Source organism: Photorhabdus sp. CRCIA-P01 (genome assembly GCF_003545805.1).
Classification (GTDB): Bacteria; Pseudomonadota; Gammaproteobacteria; order Enterobacterales; family Enterobacteriaceae; genus Photorhabdus; species Photorhabdus antumapuensis.
Map to the genome: position 1 here is coordinate 1 of NZ_NMQR01000061.1, position 18,333 is coordinate 18,333.

General features: G+C 41.7%; 21 protein-coding genes and 7 pseudogenes. 16 read left to right on the forward strand and 12 right to left on the reverse strand.

Annotation, left to right across the window (positions count from 1 at the left end; translation table 11 throughout):
* On the forward strand, positions 1 to 257 hold a 257-nt coding region (locus tag D3222_RS21445; RefSeq protein ID WP_157975391.1), incomplete at its 5' end, for a transposase.
* Positions 258 to 794: 537 nt separating this feature from the next.
* On the opposite strand, the gene D3222_RS25205 is transcribed toward D3222_RS21445, so the two are convergent.
* The 3 genes from D3222_RS25205 to D3222_RS21455 form a co-directional block, all read right to left on the reverse strand.
* Positions 795 to 998 (reverse strand): hypothetical protein, encoded by a 204-nt coding sequence (locus D3222_RS25205; RefSeq protein WP_157975392.1) that lies wholly within the window; start codon positions 996 to 998, stop codon positions 795 to 797.
* 88 nt (positions 999 to 1,086) lie between these two features.
* Positions 1,087 to 1,404 carry a type II toxin-antitoxin system RelE/ParE family toxin gene (locus D3222_RS21450; protein ID WP_088374050.1) on the reverse strand — a complete coding sequence of 106 codons (318 nt, stop codon included), beginning with the start codon at positions 1,402 to 1,404 and terminating at the stop codon, positions 1,087 to 1,089.
* On the reverse strand, positions 1,401 to 1,652 hold the full coding sequence (locus D3222_RS21455) for an antitoxin (RefSeq protein ID WP_118987937.1): 252 nt from the start codon (positions 1,650 to 1,652) through the stop codon (positions 1,401 to 1,403). Before D3222_RS21455 ends, D3222_RS21450 begins: the two co-directional genes overlap by 4 nt.
* A gap of 107 nt (positions 1,653 to 1,759) precedes the next feature.
* On the opposite strand from D3222_RS21455, the pseudogene D3222_RS27010 reads away from it, so the two are divergent.
* A pseudogene (locus tag D3222_RS27010) lies at positions 1,760 to 1,852 on the forward strand (recombinase family protein); the annotation flags it as partial.
* Positions 1,853 to 2,684: 832 nt separating this feature from the next.
* On the opposite strand, the pseudogene D3222_RS21465 reads toward D3222_RS27010, so the two are convergent.
* Positions 2,685 to 2,753, reverse strand: a pseudogene (locus D3222_RS21465) (IS200/IS605 family transposase); the annotation flags it as partial.
* Between the two features lie 83 nt (positions 2,754 to 2,836).
* Here D3222_RS21465 and D3222_RS21470 point away from each other — a divergent pair.
* A complete protein-coding gene (locus tag D3222_RS21470; protein ID WP_118987938.1) occupies positions 2,837 to 4,057 on the forward strand; it encodes a GIY-YIG nuclease family protein in 1,221 nt (406 codons plus the stop codon).
* A gap of 647 nt (positions 4,058 to 4,704) precedes the next feature.
* On the opposite strand, the gene D3222_RS21475 is transcribed toward D3222_RS21470, so the two are convergent.
* The gene (locus D3222_RS21475; protein WP_157975393.1) at positions 4,705 to 5,007 is read right to left on the reverse strand and encodes a TrfB-related DNA-binding protein; all 303 of its coding nucleotides are present in this window, start codon (positions 5,005 to 5,007) and stop codon (positions 4,705 to 4,707) included.
* Between the two features lie 467 nt (positions 5,008 to 5,474).
* Here D3222_RS21475 and D3222_RS21480 point away from each other — a divergent pair, with 467 nt between their 5' ends.
* The 9 genes and pseudogenes from D3222_RS21480 (at position 5,475) to D3222_RS21510 (ending at position 10,791) form a co-directional block, all read left to right on the forward strand.
* Entirely contained in the window at positions 5,475 to 6,431 is a 957-nt protein-coding gene (locus tag D3222_RS21480) for a hypothetical protein (RefSeq protein ID WP_118987940.1), read from the forward strand.
* A gap of 2 nt (positions 6,432 to 6,433) precedes the next feature.
* Positions 6,434 to 6,580, forward strand: a complete 147-nt coding sequence (locus tag D3222_RS25210; RefSeq protein ID WP_157975394.1) for a hypothetical protein — start codon at positions 6,434 to 6,436, stop codon at positions 6,578 to 6,580.
* 51 nt (positions 6,581 to 6,631) lie between these two features.
* The gene (locus tag D3222_RS21485; protein WP_118987941.1) at positions 6,632 to 7,240 is read left to right on the forward strand and encodes a tyrosine-type DNA invertase; all 609 of its coding nucleotides are present in this window, start codon (positions 6,632 to 6,634) and stop codon (positions 7,238 to 7,240) included.
* 150 nt (positions 7,241 to 7,390) lie between these two features.
* Positions 7,391 to 7,589, forward strand: a pseudogene (locus D3222_RS25635) (hypothetical protein).
* A gap of 26 nt (positions 7,590 to 7,615) precedes the next feature.
* Positions 7,616 to 8,232: pseudogene (locus D3222_RS21495) on the forward strand (recombinase family protein).
* A 244-nt stretch (positions 8,233 to 8,476) separates the two neighbouring features.
* Positions 8,477 to 8,761 carry a HigA family addiction module antitoxin gene (locus tag D3222_RS21500; protein ID WP_118987942.1) on the forward strand — a complete coding sequence of 95 codons (285 nt, stop codon included), beginning with the start codon at positions 8,477 to 8,479 and terminating at the stop codon, positions 8,759 to 8,761.
* 167 nt (positions 8,762 to 8,928) lie between these two features.
* Complete coding sequence (locus tag D3222_RS21505; protein ID WP_118987943.1) at positions 8,929 to 9,678, forward strand: glycosyltransferase family 25 protein; 750 nt, start codon at positions 8,929 to 8,931, stop codon at positions 9,676 to 9,678.
* 297 nt (positions 9,679 to 9,975) lie between these two features.
* A pseudogene (locus D3222_RS27015) lies at positions 9,976 to 10,077 on the forward strand (FitA-like ribbon-helix-helix domain-containing protein); the annotation flags it as partial.
* A gap of 21 nt (positions 10,078 to 10,098) precedes the next feature.
* On the forward strand, positions 10,099 to 10,791 hold the full coding sequence (locus tag D3222_RS21510; protein WP_157975395.1) for a hypothetical protein: 693 nt from the start codon (positions 10,099 to 10,101) through the stop codon (positions 10,789 to 10,791).
* A gap of 147 nt (positions 10,792 to 10,938) precedes the next feature.
* Here the strand turns inward: D3222_RS21510 and D3222_RS21515 are convergent, their stop codons facing one another.
* Both D3222_RS21515 and D3222_RS21520 read right to left on the reverse strand, forming a co-directional pair.
* Positions 10,939 to 11,217, reverse strand: coding sequence for a CopG family transcriptional regulator (locus tag D3222_RS21515; protein WP_118987945.1), 279 nt, complete (start codon positions 11,215 to 11,217; stop codon positions 10,939 to 10,941).
* 2 nt (positions 11,218 to 11,219) lie between these two features.
* On the reverse strand, positions 11,220 to 11,855 hold the full coding sequence (locus D3222_RS21520) for a division plane positioning ATPase MipZ (protein ID WP_118987946.1): 636 nt from the start codon (positions 11,853 to 11,855) through the stop codon (positions 11,220 to 11,222).
* 230 nt (positions 11,856 to 12,085) lie between these two features.
* Between D3222_RS21520 and parM the strand changes: the two genes are divergently transcribed.
* Positions 12,086 to 13,057: a plasmid segregation protein ParM domain-containing protein gene (gene parM, locus D3222_RS21525; protein WP_118987952.1), complete on the forward strand. Its 972-nt coding sequence runs from the start codon at positions 12,086 to 12,088 to the stop codon at positions 13,055 to 13,057.
* A gap of 4 nt (positions 13,058 to 13,061) precedes the next feature.
* Entirely contained in the window at positions 13,062 to 13,448 is a 387-nt protein-coding gene (locus tag D3222_RS21530) for a plasmid partitioning/stability family protein (protein WP_118987947.1), read from the forward strand.
* A gap of 613 nt (positions 13,449 to 14,061) precedes the next feature.
* Here the strand turns inward: D3222_RS21530 and D3222_RS21535 are convergent.
* The 3 genes and pseudogenes from D3222_RS21535 to D3222_RS26230 form a co-directional block, all read right to left on the reverse strand.
* Positions 14,062 to 14,481 carry a type II toxin-antitoxin system HicB family antitoxin gene (locus D3222_RS21535; protein ID WP_118987948.1) on the reverse strand — a complete coding sequence of 140 codons (420 nt, stop codon included), beginning with the start codon at positions 14,479 to 14,481 and terminating at the stop codon, positions 14,062 to 14,064.
* 58 nt (positions 14,482 to 14,539) lie between these two features.
* Entirely contained in the window at positions 14,540 to 14,719 is a 180-nt protein-coding gene (locus D3222_RS21540; RefSeq protein WP_036805646.1) for a type II toxin-antitoxin system HicA family toxin, read from the reverse strand.
* Between the two features lie 174 nt (positions 14,720 to 14,893).
* Positions 14,894 to 14,965, reverse strand: a pseudogene (locus D3222_RS26230) (phosphoribulokinase); the annotation flags it as partial.
* Positions 14,966 to 15,295: 330 nt separating this feature from the next.
* Between D3222_RS26230 and D3222_RS21550 the strand changes: the two are divergent.
* Positions 15,296 to 15,544 carry an HNH endonuclease gene (locus D3222_RS21550; RefSeq protein ID WP_118987949.1) on the forward strand — a complete coding sequence of 83 codons (249 nt, stop codon included), beginning with the start codon at positions 15,296 to 15,298 and terminating at the stop codon, positions 15,542 to 15,544.
* 1,121 nt (positions 15,545 to 16,665) lie between these two features.
* Here the strand turns inward: D3222_RS21550 and D3222_RS21555 are convergent.
* The gene (locus D3222_RS21555; protein ID WP_118987950.1) at positions 16,666 to 16,965 is read right to left on the reverse strand and encodes a molybdopterin-guanine dinucleotide biosynthesis protein MobC; all 300 of its coding nucleotides are present in this window, start codon (positions 16,963 to 16,965) and stop codon (positions 16,666 to 16,668) included.
* Between the two features lie 96 nt (positions 16,966 to 17,061).
* Here D3222_RS21555 and D3222_RS21560 point away from each other — a divergent pair, with 96 nt between their 5' ends.
* Positions 17,062 to 17,463, forward strand: coding sequence for a hypothetical protein (locus tag D3222_RS21560; protein ID WP_118987951.1), 402 nt, complete (start codon positions 17,062 to 17,064; stop codon positions 17,461 to 17,463).
* A 673-nt stretch (positions 17,464 to 18,136) separates the two neighbouring features.
* Here D3222_RS21560 and D3222_RS25640 read toward each other — a convergent pair.
* A pseudogene (locus D3222_RS25640) lies at positions 18,137 to 18,333 on the reverse strand (group II intron reverse transcriptase/maturase); the annotation flags it as partial.

The following is an 18,333-nucleotide window of genomic DNA, read 5'->3' on the forward strand; positions in this document are numbered from 1 at the left end:
AATATTCCAGTGGTGGAAAAACCAGACTCGCTGGAATAACGAAACGGGGTGATGGTTATATACGAAAGTTGTTGGTTCAGGGTGCCAGAGCCGTGATTTACCATATAAACCGAAGGCATGATAACTATGGCGATTGGATAAAAAAACTGATGCAGCGTCGTCCGGTAAATATTGTGGCTATCGCGCTGGCAAATAAGATCGCCAGAATATCATGGGTGATGTTAACGGGTGAAGAAAAGTTCAGAGTGACATCGTAATCACAGAGGAATGAAATTTATTTTAGCTGTATTGATCTTGCTAATTGCGCAGGAAAAGTGAGATGGGAGATCGGTCAAACCGACACCTGCAAAACCTGATATATCCGACGACCAAGAATGAATAAAGGTCTGAAGGCCGATAAGGAGCAGGTGTGCATATATCCATCATGGCTCAGCAGAAAATAACCTGCAAACACAGAAGCCGAATGTACGAACGCAGTTATGATCGTCATTCAACGAACTTATCTTGCACATAAGCGGGAGTTCATGTACGGATATAGAGCTGCAACCTACCGTCGATGTCAGAGTAATTTTTGTCTTGCAAACGGGATGCGTTCATATAGAGCATAAAAATCTGTGGGGCAATTATGTGAGATCAAGAAGCGGTAGTCTTGCAAATCACGTTCTGATGAAGTGCTGACCGGATAACCAATAGCTCTACTCGCTCAGATTCCCTGATAAGTATGACTTTATATCCAACTAAATAAAGTGCCCCACACTTTTTTATGCTCTCTATTAAATGGTGAGTTGGAAAGCTTATTCCATCGTTGGTATCCCACACTGAAGAACACTGAGTGTGAGGCGATGGCTGCGTAGAAATACCCCACAGATTTTTATGCTCTCCGCATAGCGCTCAAAGACAGTTTCTGGATGATGGCGGGTAAGCCAGGTATCCAGAGCATAATGCAGGAAAAGGTTCGCAAGCAATGTCATTTTCAGAATGCGACTGCACCAGTTCACAGGGCTGACAGCCCGATGTGCAGCCAACTTCTGAACAGATTTCGTCAGCAGTCCTGTGCACGATATCTCTTCCTCCGGCTGGTGATCGTTAACTCTCTCTGCTGATCCTTGCTGCCAGTCGTGTCATGAGGTCCATACGTTCATGAAAAATCGCCACGACCAGTGCGGGCGCACTCCCGCGTGGCAGGCAGAAGACATAGTGATGTTCACAATGTGCCATCCGTAACTCAGGAAAGAGTTCGCTCATATCCTTGAAAGTACCTCGCCCTACGGCAAGGCAGGCAATACCATGTTCCAGCCTGGTGATATAGCGGCGTACTTGCGCTGTGCCCCACTGTTTGCGCGTGTAGCGGATGATGCTGCGTAGATCTGCTTCAGCCTCCGCCGTGAGGATGTAGGTCGTCAAGCGCGATCCCCGCCGAGTTCTTCGTCAAGAATTTCTCCGATGCTCCTGGTGGACACCTTCCCCGCAATCCCGTTATTGATGCGGTTTCCCAGCAGAGTTTTCAGTTCCTGCCATGCCTGATCGGCATCTGCATCGCCGGGGAACAAACGTTCGAGAGCGTATTGTTTGATGGTCTTACTTTGTAGGGCTGCCAGCGCTTTCAGGCTTTGGTGCTGCTGGTCTGTTATGTCGATTGTCAGGCGGCTCATAGAGGGCATCTCCTTTAAAATACACAAACCCACATTAGCACATATGTATAAATAAAGCCATCAGACCGCTCTGTCCATCAAACGAACGTATATGTGACAGGTGTGAAATGTTAATCGGGTATATGCGGGTTTCAAAAGCTGATGGCTCTCAGACGAATGATTTACAGCGTGATGCACTGATCGACTCATTTGTGACTGTAGGGCGAGATCCTGATCATTAGATGAATGAAACAACGTAGCATGTGGATGAGACAGAGACAATCCAATAGATTGGTTTAAGCGGAAAATTTCATTTGCAGTTACTGTGAGCTAAAAAACCGGATAAATGCGAGCCCGCCATATTTTAAATGCGGGCCGCTACATCTAGCACTCATCCGGGGTGTGTGGCTCCCAGAAGGGCATGCTTCTCACGATTTATGCCCCGCGCCGTACGGCGCTTCGTTTCATTGTCAGGGTCGCTCTTTATTCAGACCCCTAGATTCACCCGGTGATACGGGCGGTTCCCTCCGTCTTCGCCGTGGGAACAACTTCTACAGACAACTTCGTGTCGCAAATTTGCAGTTAATGTGAGCCTCAACCCGATTTCATTTTCACTTAATGTGAGCTAAAAAACTGGACAAATGCGAGCCGACCATTTTCGATTGCGAGCTCTTACAATTACCTATTATGAATATACGTCTAAGATGAGTTAAAGGTTATTTGGCTATCGTAGATAGGCTGGCTAAAAATAGCAATTCACGATGTAAGTTGGCTACCCAATTTTTGGCTATTTAAATTGACCGTTTAACGGCGTTTACTGCTCCATTGCTCCCGAAACCCCATATTCAGTAAGTTATAGGGGCACCGTGGGGATTTCTGCAACAATACACGGTAACAAAAGCTGGCTTGCCGAAATTCAAGAAGTTAGCCCAACCGTTCCCAAACATTCGAGGTTATACTGAATCTGAAATGTACGGAAAACGTCAGAAGTCAGCTTGTCGTACCATTCGACTATCCGACGGTGTTTGTCGCATACAAAAAGAAGCTCTCCTACTTAGCGGGTAGCACAATGTGGTACAGCAGTACGGTTACATTATGGCTTTTATGAATATATTCGCTCATATAAAACGTATCATGATACATTGACAGTTAATCAATCAAGTGTATCATGATACTAACTGGTTTACTTTATAGATATCTCTTTTATGGCGACTGCTTACCTTACATTTGGCATTAATCATTCAGGCCAATGGCAATCTATAGATGATGCCAAATCAGGACGAACAGATCTTGTATGTCCGTGGTGTAAAATGCCTTTAATTGCGCGTAAAGGTGACATCAAGGCTCATCATTTCGCCCATGACGGGGAAACCTGCCGTATTTCAGATGAGGCAGTAAGGCAAACCCTGATACCCACATTCGATACGTTTGAATTACTGGACTCCGACGAACGGAAGTACCTAGAACGCCGGGTCACATATCACTCTCACAAGAAAGTTCACCACTGGCCAAGCATGAATGAAGCCATTCGGCGGCTTGAAGTTATGCAATTAGTAACCGTTGAAAGCAAAACAGATCACGCCTTAGAGGTCGCAAGAAAAAATCTGTCTAAATTGGGAAATTGGCTGGATAGTGCCGGATATCCAAATGCTGCATTACAAGAGATCTTTAACGCCTTGCGCCCTCTGACAGACATAGATGAACGTTGGAAACGCGCAGTACAAATTGAATCAACACAGATCGCACGGGACTATAACAAAAACCGAATTGAGAACGTCCAAACACTATTGGAACTGGAACAAGCGCAGCGTTACTGGCTAGATGCCTTTTGGCGACGTCAGTCACTTGTTGCACCTGATTATCTGGAGCTTCTTAAGCAGAAAATCCATGCGATAAATCAGCAAAGTCTTTATGTCATGCGCATTACGGGCGAATTCAACATGCTTCCCTCTTCGTTCATCAAGATTGGTATGAGTACACGCGATGCAGACATGCGGCTCAAAGAGGTATTGGCTTGCCTCAAGCCGTTTGGCTCTAAGATAAAGGGAGAGGCGTTAGCTGTTAAGCCTAATGCTGGCAGACTTGAGCGCCTGTTACATCGTTTCTTTGACGCTGATAATTTACCTGTCGGAAGTTTTCGTGAATATTTCCAGGATAAACGGGCTGATTGGCTCATTGAGCAGCTTGATAAACTGATCGTGAGTGAATACAGGCCACCAGTCACTGGAAGTGATGACAATCATGTTTCTTTACCTGGGCGCAGAAGAAAAAGCAATGCCGAATTACTCGCAGAGTATCATGACATTGCTAATGCGTTGGAATCAGGGAAAGGTATCCGTGAAATCAGCCGAGAAACCGGACGTAGTGTGAATACCATACAGAAAGTGAAGAGCATTCTGACAGCGCCGCAAGCGGCGGGGAATTAGATCCGAGGAGATTCAAATTATCTAATAACTCAGTCCATACGCATATCTTATGTGACATATGAGATCCCTCAATAACCCAAAAAATATGCTGCATTTTGATAATCCTGAGGTTTTTGTGCCTGTCGCTTAAATTTAAGGACATACCACTTATTTCATCCCCGACACTCAGCGCTCCAAATGACCGTTTATCTTGTTATCTTGATACTGAAACCACCGGACTTAACGCCGGCTACGATGAACTACTTGAAATCGCCAAACTAACACCTGTTGCTGAAAAAGGGGGCGTTTCCGGATTCTGCTCGAAAGTGCTGACGCGAATGTATCCAATACGTTGTCCGGTCATAAAATCCCCTGTGTAATGTCAGGAAAGACTTTATGACCTTTAATGATTAGTGTCAATAAATTCAAAAATAGATTCTATTCTGACACGCTTTCCATAAGGCACCTGACATCAGGATAGGGTATAGTTTAACCTGACACTTTTTGCTTAGCGTACTTTAATTTCCCTTTCGCCAAACGACCCCTAATAGGCAAATTTTACGAATTGGCCGCCACTTACTGGCCGACCGGAATTGGAGGATTTACTACGGAGAAGTTTGTGCCCGCACCGCTAGCTGAAAAACTCATGACACTGGTAACAGAGGTAATTATTCCTTTTTCTCTTTCATATAAGGTTTAGCCATCTCCCGAACTTTTTCAGCTAAATCAGGCGGTAGCAAGACATTTACAGCTTCCAATCCATCAACGTTTTGTTCTTCGAGAATATTAGTCACACGCTTCACAGCAGCATAAATATTTTGTCGAGTGACTTTGCGTTCATTTGATACATGAACTGCTTTCCTTCCTTCCACTAAAACAGCATATGCAATTTCAAGTGTTGTTACAGTACAACCTTTCAATGCTTGATAAACAGAATCCCATTCTGCTTGTGAAACCCGTTTAATTGTCACCATTTACCTCTTAAAAAAGTCCACGTATCAAATATTTACAAACTAAAGTATATGTAGATGAATGAATTTTGTCAAATAACAGTAAACTATTACTTTACTTATGATTTCATTTTGAAATTTACTTCAAAGGCTTTTAGATACGAATGATAAAACCCGCAAACGCGGCAACGTGCGGGTTTCAGTAACTGCGAAGGGTAAAATACCCATTCTTAATATAAACCATATTCATCCTCTTGAATACGACAATGACATATTCAAGGCTTCATTCTGCACAGCTACAGCAAATAATGACAACCACCACGTAAAATAAATAACAACCAACAAACAATAGTTTACATTTAAAAATTAATTTACATACAAATAAATATTTACAATCGTTTGACAAAATTAATACGCCTTAATATACTTCAATCCAGAATCGCGGCGGCAACCGCTTTATGTAAATCAAAATGCGAAGGAGTAAAATAATGACCAAAGAAAATAAAGAGTTGTTTAATAATGTCTGTGAACTGGCTAAAACAGTTAATCATGATGATAGTGCGATTAACTCAGCTTTGTATAAAACAGCAGATAGCATTGAGGCATTACAAGAAAGATCAATTACGGTAGAAGAACAATTCACTACGTTGAAATCTAAATATTACGCGTTGATTGAAGCAGGTGAAGCAGATGAGTATTTTTCATTCAGCCCAGAAATTGGATTTAAGACATATACGTCATATATCGAAGCAATGACAACTGCAAATGAAGAGATAAACATATATAAAAGCTGTGCAGATGCAGATAATTTTAAAGATATTAATAAAATCTGTTGTGGTGTTATTACTCAAAAAACCATGATGACAAACCAAAATTACACGCTTCAAGGTATTAATCCAGATACGCTACTGAAAAAAATTCAGTCTGATGCCGAAGATGCTTTAATTGAAAAAATCGGGGGCCTTTTCGATGCAGCAACAAACATTAATGAAAAAAATGCAATCGGGCAAAGCTATTGCTTACTGAAATATGGTGTTCTGCCATCGCTGCGTGATGTGATTGATGTGACGAAACGAGATGTCATCATGAGTGAGCATAATAAAAACGTAGTGACCAAATTAGCATATATTGCTGAAAAAACGCGCGGGCCGCAAATTGTTAGAGAAATATTGCAAGCAATTGGCATCAGTAAAAAATGTCTAGCTGGCGCTCTTGAGTACGATGTGGCAAAAATTAGAAAACATTGCAAAGAATATTGGAACGCCCCGCTGGGTTTAGAAGCTGATTACATAGGATTACACATTGAAACAATTGATAAAGAAATTTTTATCAAAGATTCTCAGGAGCGATTTTACATAGAAGTACCATCTCATTTAGATATAGCAGATGCAGAAAAGCTGCTGAACAAGTGGATTTCTCAAATTGAGCAGAATAGGAAGGAATAATCATGACTCAATCTGCACTTATCGCATTCAGCAAGCATCTGAGGAAACGTCACGCTAAACATCAGCCTGTTCGAATTCCTGCTATGACAGGCAACCAATTAGAAATATTTTTACGCACATTAGAACGCGTGCGTGGCTACTCTGCATAACAATTATTTCCCCTGCCGGATTGAATTTCTGCAGGGTCTTAAGAGGATATTATGAGCCAACGTAAACATCTGACGCAATTCGAAGTGGAGAGAATGTTGGAAATGACGAAAAAGTGCTCAAATACGGAGCGTGATTATTGCTTGGTATACATGAGTTTTGTTCATGGCTTACGTGTGAGCGAAGCCAAGCATCTACGGTTATCAGACCTGGATTTGGGAGGAAAGACTCTTTACGTACAGCGCTTAAAAGGCGGATTTTGTACGAATCAACCGCTTTTGGGCCATGAAATACATTCGATAAAAGCCTGGCTCAAAGTACGTAAAACTTTACCAGGAGCCGCAGAAAGTAATTGGTTATTTCTGTCACGTTTCGGAAAACCGCTGACACGTCAGCGTATCTATCAAATCATTCGACAACTTGGGGAATTAGCTAATATTTCTGTCAATTCACATCCACATATGCTGCGCCATGCCTGTGGTTTTGCTCTTGCAGATCGAGGAACGGATACAAGACGGATACAAGATTATCTGGGACACATCAATATTCGCCACACAGTTCGGTATACTGCCAGTAATGCTAAACGTTTTGATGGGATTTGGAAAAGCCCGAAAAATCGACGGCCGGTAGCACATTTTGGACGAAAAGACACTTCTGTTTGATTTGTTCATTGAAGACAAAACCTTAACACCATTCTCTATATTGAACGGTGTTAAGGCCCCTTAGAGATTTGATACACGCAGTACCATTCTTGATTAAAATAATTTTGTCTTTCAGCTACGGGGGTTAGTTCAGCGATTTGCGCCTTTTCCCTGACGCTCACCACCACCGCTCTTAACGGCAGCAACTCAGGGTAGTTTGAAGGCTGCGTCTGGACACCGCCTCCGAGGGGCCGACCCTCATCTCTCGCACAGCATTGCACCCTCTATTTGCCACAGGATGCATTCGTGGCACACCTACGCCGGAAACCTGGATTTTTCTGCGACCAGTCACGGAGGGGGTGTCACATAAACGACCGTATAAGTGACAGGTATAATATGCTGATTGGTTACATGCGAGTATCAAAAACAGACGGCTCTCAGGCTACAGACTTACAACACGACGTACTGACCGCTGCCGGTGTTGACGCTGAATATCTTTATGAAGACCATGCCTCCGGCAGGCGTGAAGAGCGACCGGGTTTGGCTAATTGTCTGAAGGCATTGCGATCCGGTGATACGCTGGTTGTATGGAAACTGGATAGGCTCGGACGCGACCTGCGCCACCTTATTAATACGGTACACGACACCTGACCAGGCGGGGTGTGGGTTTAAAAGTACTGACAGGACACGGGGCTGCCATCGATACCACAACCGCGGCTGGCAAACTGGTCTTTGGTATTTTCGCTGCGTTGGCTGAGTTCGAGCGTGAACTGATTTCTGAGCGAACTCTAGCAGGTTTAGTTTCAGCAAGAGCACGAGGCAGAAAGGGGGGAAGGCCATTCAAGATGACATCGGCCAAATTGCGTCTGGCTATGGCAGCAATGGGACAGCCGGAAACCAAAGTAAGCGAATTATGCAAGGAACTTAACATTACTCGACAAACATTGTACCGACACGTATCACCGAAAGGTGAATTACGCCCAGATGGGCTGAAATTGCTGTCACATCCATGACGTCAGAATTATCGGTTAAAATAATTGCTATTTAATCTAGGTTCTAATAGATAGAGGGCTTAATATCGTTCAATATTAGGGAATGGTATTAAGGTTCTATATCATAAAACTATTTAAATAAACAGGCGCATCGTCAACTAGGAATTTTTGTCCAAAATGTGCCACTGGCGGCCGATCTTCGGGACTTTTCCAAACTTTTTGGAACCGCTCAGAATTATTCGGTTAACGATGAGGATTATCATTAATGAAGATGTTTAACTCCCCTCACCTTGGTGAAATTATTGTGGATTCTTTGGAAGAATTTGGTTTGGGTATTCGTGATGTTGCTCTTTCTGCAGCTCAGCGTCTAGTGACGTATAAAGCAACAGTCACGCCAGAGATGGTAGTGAAGCTGTCTAAGGTTTTGGGTAGTAGTCCTCGATTATGGTTGAAATTACAAGATGTATATGGCCTTGATAAGGTAGAAAAAGCGATTGATATTTCAAGATTAGCCTCTCTATTTAAGCCAGTAAATCTACACTATGCTTAATGATAAATAACCTAGTTAGGAGGTTTAATGTCGTCTAACTACATTAAGATTGTTTAGGGATCGCCTTAGAATTCAGAAAATATAGCACTTTACGTCAGTTGTTATTGTCGTAGTGACCTGAACTCTTTTGCGCTTGCGTCACACAATTTCCAATAAACTACATACGCATGAAAGCATTTATTATAAATTTAGAAAAAGACACGCACAGACGAGAAAACATTCAGAAAGAAATTGAGAAATTTGAGCTATGTAATATTGAATTCATTAATGCTGTTGATGGTTATGCAATGACTGATGATCAATTAATGAATTCCGTGTTTAACTACCCTGAATGTCAATTAACAAAAGGTGAAGTTGGTTGTGCTTTAAGTCACTTAAAAATATATCGAAAAATTGTTGATGAAAAAATATCATTAGCTCTTATTCTCGAAGATGACGCATTGTTGTCTCCAAAAATTAATGACACCTTAAATGAAATAAAAAATTTAGATGATTACTCCTCACCTAACATTTATTTATTGAATAAAGCTAAAAGTTATATAAAGAATAAAAAAATAGTGTCAAAGAATCTTAATTTCTACTCTATTTACGAAGCTAGTTATGCTTATGGCTATGTTGTAAATTATCAGGCTGCTCAGAAATTGATTGAGAACATGTCACCAATTAGATTTGAGGTTGATATGTGGGGAATCTTTCGGATTCTTAATGTTGCTAACATTTACTGCCTGCCAAGCCCTGTCATTTATAATGGAGATGAGGCCTGTTTAACTTCATCAATTGAAGAGGATAGACAAAAAAATAATCGATTGAGGCCAAAGCAGCGCAGCAAGGCTAAAAAAACTTATCGCTATTATCATTTCTACAAAATGAAAGAACTTTTGAATAGAAAATTTATATTTGATATTCAAAAAATATAGATAACAGTAAAACTAATGCACTATTATAAACTGTACCCCAAATGTTGGACACCAATCCATACATAAGGGTGCAGCTTTTTATAGGGTATTCGTTAGAATTTAAATTAGCTGTTGTTCATTATTATCGTGCTGTACTTCCGAAAATTTCCATAAAGGAAAAACTCGAAATCCCCAGAATGAACCAGTCTATGATTTCTAATCAAAATTATTTCTATTGAAATTTATTGTTACGGTTTGGATTTACAATAGCTCGTTTTGCTTTCATATTGATTCAATATGACGACAAAAGGACTCGCCATGAAGAAGATCCAGGTCCGTAATCTGCCTGAAGATATTTACGAGCGCATTGAGCTGGCTGCCGCCAGAGAAGAACGTTCGGTAGAAAGTGAATGCCGCCATGCGTTGCGCAAAATGTACGGCGTGGAGACTGCACCGACACCGGAATATCAGTGGGACGTTTGGCGCCGAGAAACTAGCCAGCGGCTCGGGGTATTGTTTGAAACGCTGCGCCGTGATGGCTGGTTTGCTTACAGTGAATCATCAGACGTGCCGCATATTGCGCGACTTGTCGGCGAGGATACTCCGGCTTTCCTAATGGATTGTATGGATGGACGGTCCGATCTGACTTTTGATCTGGCTAACCGCATCGCATACCACTTTGATGCCAGAACAAGTTGGCTGCTGAGTGGAGACAGAACACCCTTTCCAGTGCAGCGTATCGGCAGTCAGTACCAGGATTTTTCTGTCTGGCAGACAGCAGGGAGAAATACCGATTTGAGCTTATCCGGGTTAAAGGCGGGCATAGTGACGGCGATCTGTTTTGCCTTCGTTTCAGCTTTGACACGAACAGCTGGACATTTGGGTATGTCTGCACAGTTCAAACTGGGTGATGGGATAGGCGTGACCGGGCGCGATAATCTCAGGCGCTTCATCCAGTTTCTCAAGACTGAATGCGCCGACTTGCAGCTAGATTCTTATATCTGGGAAGAGACACCGGAACAGAATACTTACGATGCAGCTAGCCATCACCATCCGGTGTATTTCCGGGATTTCAGCCGTCGTGACACAAACCGCTGGTTGTTTCAGTTGATGAGCGGCCGGGCAATTGGCTGAGCCAGTATGACCATGAACTTAAAGAGATAGCAGAAACTCCCTATGGCCTACAGACAGGAAAATAATGGAGATGAGATGATAACTAGAGAGGATTTTTCATTCATCACACATCATAAATATTACATCATACTTAATGTGGGTGATGCGTTATTTATTCTGAATTGTCTGCAAGTAGAGTACGAGAGCCTCTCTGACAATTGCGCTGACATTTTTGGGGTCTTTGCCTTTGCGCTTGTTCCTAAGTGCAAGATCCTCTATTGTAACCAGCATTGATTCACCCAAAGATATTGTCGTTCTGCCCTGTTTTTCCTGTTCTGGTTTCTCTGAGCCATAAGGTTTATCTGCTAAACGGTGTGCTAAGGCTTCAGCTTGCTCTGGAGTGACATCTTGGCGATTTGCGGCCTGCTGGCTTGGTTTTTTCACCATGGTTAAAATACCTCATTAATTAGCTGTTCTATTTCTGTTTTAGCTGCTTTGTTGTCAGTTTCTAGAACGCCCATTCCGTTGCTCATACTGTCACGGTAGACTTTTCGAAAACAAACCACAGTTTCCATAGTTTTGATTGTTGGGAATTCTTCCAGATACTCCAGAAATTCTTTCCGTTCGTTTCCTCTTAGAACTGGATTTGTAGTAGCCATACTTTGTAAGCAGAATACTTTCAAGTCGGGATTGAGATCGTGCATCGCTTCTACCTGCTGTTGAAGCTCTACGAGAGTATCCAAATCAGGTTGCGAGCATTGTAATGGAGCTATGATCTGATGAGCTACGACACCACTCGTAATGAACTCGCGAGAGTTACGACCTGCTACGTCAACAATTACATGGGCATACTTTTCATCTAAGGCACGTAATGTTTGCGTTAGATTGTCAAACTTCTCTATCAGTGTCAGTGCAGGCAGAAAGCCAGCGGCCTCGCGTTCCGCGTGCCATTTCGCAGCTGTTCTTTGAATGTCTGCATTCAACAGGCAAACATCTTCTCCTTTAATTGCCAGTGCCACCGCGACATTTACTGCAGTTGTTGTTTTTCCTGAGCCACCCTTATTGCCACCAATGACCGTAATCATTTGTCGAGCCTCATAAATATGATGTATGAAGTGTGAAATGTTATCTCATACTTGTGATTAGTGTCAATGATTTACAGGTATGAAGTATGAAATATTATTTGTGATATATTATTTCATAATTATTACTTGTGTTTTAGCATTTCATACTTATGATGTATTACTCAAAGTGAGTGTTAAGGCACTTGTTAATGTGGTTGTTTCCCAAATTGAGTATTGAAAAGGGCTTCTGGATGAATATCTTTTGCGATGATGGTTCTACTAATGTGAAGCTGGCTTGGTATGAAGGAAAAAAGCTGCAGACCTCACTGTCTGCAAACTCCTTTAGAACTGGCTGGAAAGTTGAAGGGTTAGGAAACCGCCAGACATTTAACTATGAGCTAGATGGTAAAAAGTTCACTTATGATGAAGTCAGTAATCAGGCTATCAGTACGACTCATATTGAGTATCAATACACGGATGCTAACGTACTGGCCGTACATCACGCGTTATTAAATAGCGGTATCAAACCTCAGCCTGTTTCCCTGACGGTAACTCTTCCAATTAGTGAGTTCTATACACCTGAGTGTCAAAAGAACGAACTGAACATCCAACGTAAGATTGATAACTTACTGCGGCCGGTGAAACTGAACAAAGGTGAGGCTTTCACGATTGAGCACGTTGAAGTGATGCCTGAGTCGCTGCCGGCAGTCTTTGCGCAGTTGGTAAAAGATAAAGTTGGGCCATATGAGAAATCACTAGTTATCGATCTGGGTGGAACCACACTGGATGTTGGTGTCGTTGTTGGCCAGTTTGAAGATGTAAGCGCTATCCATGGAAATGCCAGCATTGGTGTATCAATGGTGACTCAAGCAACACTGAGCGCTCTTAAGATGGCATCCAGTGACACAAGCCCGATGGTTGCTGATGAGCTGATTAAGCACCGCAATGAGGCTGGGTTCGTCAGTCAGGTCATTAATGACGAAAGCAAGGTTTCACTGGTGCTGGACATTATTGATTCCACTATCGCTAAATTAGGTGAGCGAGTTGTGGATGAGTTGGGAGATTTCCGCCACGTCAACCGTGTCTACATTGTAGGTGGCGGCGCTCCTCTGATCGCTCCTGCTGTACAAGCGGCATGGCATCATCTTGGACAGAAAATCATCATTATGGAGTCACCACAGACGGCATTAGTGCAGGCGATCGCTGCATTCAAAGGGGAATGATGTCGTGAGCGAAGAACGGAAGAAATTCACACTATATCTGCATCCCGAAAATGAAGCGGACAGGCAGGCAATAAATGTGATTGGGTCTGTACCCCGTTCTGGCCGGGGGGAGTTATTCCGTAACGCATTTATAGCCGGAATGGTATTACAGCAACTGGACAGCCGTTTGCCGGCGTTGCTGGCCACGTTGCTGACTGGCAAGCTAACAGCCGATCAGCTGGTTGGTCTAGTTAGCCAGACAACAGGCTGGAAGCCCTCACAGGCAGACATTCGAGCCATACTGGCTGAGTTGGGGGCAGGGCAGTTTAGTCCAGCTCCCGAGACTGAAAAGCCAGATGAGGATACAGAAGCACTGGATGTTGCGCGTAAGAAGCTCAAGAGCTTTCTTTAAGTATTCAAAACGACAGTCAGCGAGTAACATAATCGAACCTCCGTATGTACGGTGGTGTGGGAGGAGGCTAAGCATGAGATTAGCCCCTATCCCGATAGTTTTTTCCTTTCTTCATCGAAGTTGGTGGTAGTCGGCATTGAGCCGACACTACTAATCAAAGAGCACGCTTGCAGCGTTCACGTTGTGTATGTGCTGCTTTACCGTCCGGCATAGTGGACTCAAAGGATACCGGGTAACCCCGGCCTTTTTACCGACAAAAGCAGCATTCTGGTGTTTCCCCTTGAGCAAGACTCTCCGCGCTTGGTAAGAAGCCAAAAGGGGAAGTACACCAGAGAGAAATTTTTCTTATGCTGACATGTCTATGAATGGCAATGGAGTAAAAAGTGAATATTTTTAAAGTCTATTTTTTAGGAAAAAATCTTCATGGTGAGGGTGTTGAATGTGTTTAATATGTCGCGGCAAAAGATAAAGATTCCGCTCGTAATCAGTGGGAAGAAGAAAACAAAGATAAAGATTATCGGTTTGTATTTGTTTCACAAAAATAAAGGGGGATTCCCCCTTTCAGACCGCTGATAAACCTCATTAAAAATATGAGGCTGATCAATCATAATTATTATTGCTGAATACCGTTTTGCAATTCATGCAGAGCAGCCACTTGCAAAAAGTGGCTTCGATTCTTGTACAAGTTTGGGCTTGCTTTAACTTGATCATCGATTTTCTTTGATAACAAATCAGGCAGAGTGACGTTGAATTTTGTCGATTTACCTAAATATGGTTCAATATCAATGTCAATTACAGCCCATGCCCACCCTGCGTATTCTTCATCTTTGATCCAGTAATCCAATGGCTTTGAGTCAGGGGGTAATTGGTTCATTTCGGCCAATAACTCTAAATGCCCAGTGATAGCTTCCTTGGAGTTTTTTATTGCATCCTCCATTGAATCACCCGCCGAGAAACAACCTGATATATCGGGCACAACCACGCCATAAGCGTAGTTCTCATCACCAATTTCAATCGCAATAGGATATAACACGTTATACTCCTCCAATAATTTTAAAAAATTTGATTAGTGCAGATGCAGATAAGGGGGCTTATAGCCCCACTTGCTTCTGTATTTTCCTGAGCAATCCCACTTTGATTTCCTGCTTGGGATGTGGAATTGTTAACAGGTCATTACGTTCAGGGTGTTTAAAATGATGATGGCTCCCGTTGATTCTTACCAGCACCCACCCTTTTTTCTCAACTTCTTTGATTAAATCTGCACTTCTCAAATCAACTCCTATCTGTTTAACTTGGTAATTATAATAACCCCGATAACTCTGATTGTCAATAAAAAATAACCTCAATAACCCTATTTAAATTAGAGCACGATTAAATGTAGCACAGGAAGGTTTTAGTTGGTTATTAAACAGTGTCTGAGTCTCAGTCGATTTGGCATTAAACTATTCGACCATGTTTTTCAACCGATAACCATGACGTGTTAACGTCGATTTGAGATCATTAATTTGCCTGGTCATAGGAATTAAAAGATAACCTACAATGGGACATCTAAGGGTGTTCAAGGATGGAATTTAGAGGGTACTGAAATGAGACGGTAGGGATACATGACGATAATTTCATTGCCACTTAAAGTGAGCATAAGGAGATGGATTGCAAGTATGACGGTGTTTAAATGCAAGCAGTTAGTGTGTCACGAATGCACCAAAGTGTAAGCTTCGAGTGCAATGCTGTATCAAAGATGAGGGCAGGTCCCTCGGGATCGGCGTACAGGTGCAGGTTCCAAACCACCTTGAGCTGCATCAGTAAAGAGCTGTTGTAGTGAGCGTCAAGGAAAAAGGTGCAGGTAAATGCGTCAGGTACGCAGTGAAATTGTATCCAGACTACTGGCACAGACATGCGAAATTTGCGGAACAGATGAGGGGCCTTTCGAAGTTCATCATGTTCGCAAATTATGTGATCTGAACAAGCCGGGACAGAGAAAGAAACCTTTGTGGGCCAAAATAATGGCCGCACGACGACGTAAGACTTTAGTCGTCTGTGTTAAGTGCCATAAGGAGATCCACAAGTTTCGTCCAACCAAAAATCGGGAAAAATGACACTGGAAAGCCGGATGAGGTCGAAAGTCTCATGTCCGGTTTGGAGAGGGGGCGTTCGGAAAAGTGCCATAGCAAATGGTAACTCGCTGGCGCTCTACTCTACTTCATGTCCGGTTGCGTGAGGGCCTGCGGGTGAGATCCCCTCGGGCTACTCGACCAGCTATAGTTACTTTCCGTTCAGTTAGATTTGATGGAATTGAATAACTTGAAGAAGAGAATGACTTATCAAATAACTAACTATTAGTTGAATTCTTATTCAAAAGCCGTAATGCTTGCGGATTTTTTGTTCACTGTCGGACAGTAACGGCATTGAGCCACTACTGTTCGAAAAACGAATCTCTTCAAGTGAACATACGTTCATGCCACTGTCACTATTGTTGCATGTCTGAGGAAATATTTAAGGAAAAAATATTTTTTCTGGTGTCCTTCCTTTTATCATTTTTATATTCGGGTATGTGTTCGCAGTGACCAAGAAAGATTGGTCATGTTCGTCATATGGTTGTGCTTGTCCCATGAAGGTGAAATTTTGATAGATGATGTTCAAGAGATAAGACTATTGAACAGCCATGATGGTAGTAGTAGTTGCTAGATGATCCCAAGCATGTTTCGTTTTGTTTGTAATAATGGGTTTAGTTTGTAGTGAAAATTTTGGTGATATCTGTGTTAATCATTAAGGATGATGTTATTAGTCAGTTTATATGGGTGAGATTATACAGTCTTTGATATATTTGGAAAAATTAAAGATTCTCGTGATCGTGATGAGATGAAAGAGATTCAACTTAGTGAAAGCGCGCAAATTGCCTTTGTGGAAAGCGTACTAGAGTACAAGTAGAAGATCATATTTCAGTATTTCCATAGAATGTTCTTGAGCCATCGTCGATGGGAAGATAATAAAAATGATTTTTGTACAATATATCAATGTATACAAGAAAATATTATAAAAGGTGGAATTAGAGGGAAAATAGTGCAGTGAAAACTAACTAGAGCTAGGTGGTTAATGTAATAACAAAAGATATAAAACTAAACAATGTGATGTTTTTTGGAAAAAATGAAAGATATTATAGGGTGGTTAAGATTAAGCGGCGAAATTTTTTGCCGCTTTTTTAATGTGGTTAACTATTTTATGATTCTGTATTTTTTGTATTATAAATTTTATTTTTTTTATTGATTTTTTGTTTTTTATTATTGGAAATAATTTCATTAATTTTTCTAGTGCTAACGGTAATTCCTACACTATCAAGTGCGGATTTAATTTCATAAATTTTGTACCCTTTTTTATTAAATAGTACCAAAAGATCATCCTTCATATCATCCAAAGCTTGATCCAATGTCATTCTTTGTTTGTTAAGATCTGGCATTTCTTGTAATTGTTCTTTAGCTAATTTAATTTCTTCAATGGAGAAAAATTTTTGAGAAGCCATAAGGTTCCTTTATTAAATAGTGTATGTTTACTATGTAATAGATAGTATATCTCGTGAAATCAGACTAATAAACCCCTGTAAAGTCTTATCTGGTAAATGACAATAAATATTTCATCTAGTATAATCCAAATAACTTTAATTAAAGAAGGGCAAATAACCTTAATTAAAGAAGGGTCAAATGTTGCATCTATCGATAATAGCCATTCATTAAAAAATTTATTAAAGAAAATTAAACGCTTGGTTGTTGGTGAAGATGAGGCTATGAAGAATGAAAAAAAACACGCAATAAAAGCTATTAAACATAGGCAAGAGCTTATTGATGCAACTCGCCCGATACCAGATCAGAATCAAGTATACTGGCAGCAATATGAAAACTGGAAACAAAAGCAGCCTATTGCTCAAATAATGGCCTTTGAAAAAGATATCCAAGGCTGTTTCCCTGGTCTTTCTAAAGAAGAGTTGTTACGCTGCTATGTAGAGCATTTACCAGATAGTTAATCCGTTAAATTTGAGTTATGGCCATCTTAATTGGCGGTTTTTGTGTTATTTACAGCTAATAATTAGCTATTTTTCATCCTGTTTATTAAAAAAAATTACTCCTAAATTGGATGCTATCTGAGTTTCATTGGTTATGTTTAATATAAAACCAATTAACTTCGTTAATATTAAAGTTATATTTGTTAAATTCGAAACTTATTTCTGAACTAAACGACCCTTAAAAAGGGAGTTAGCAGGTGGTTTAACCACCCACCTGCTACTCATAAAAAACAAAAAATGACTTCGCTTACAAGCAGCTTCGCTGCTGTCGCTCAGAAAAGAGACGTAATAAATACCTACAATAAATAACTAACCACTAAACGCTTCAACGTCCTTTCGTCTCCGACCATCTAACACCTTCTCCGCTGTTATATCCTGCCCATTTAGTTCGCTTCGCTCACAGCTTATCAGGACAGGGGGAACCGAGGCTCTCTATTTCGCTCTCAGTCGCATTACTTGCTCTTCGCTTACGCTCTATACAGTTTCGTACGGTTGGGCTTCAGACCACGATCACATTATATATAGGACTAGCGGTTGAGTAGACCCGCCGGTTACCCAGACGGGCCCCTCCTCAGAACCGGACGTGCGGAACTACCGCATCCGGCTCCCGACAGATCAGTGTCCCCACACATATTCAGCGAGCCCAGAGTATAGATCGGGTTTTCCATTTAGTTGGATAACCCAGCATTTTCAGGATCAGATTCAGCTTTTTCCACGTCAGTCGGCGACGACCACCTTTACGGTTGAACCATCTATAGATTATTCGCATACTTTGGTAGATAAACTGCCCAACTCGTCTCTGGTTATCAGATATGCCGTGATAATTTATCC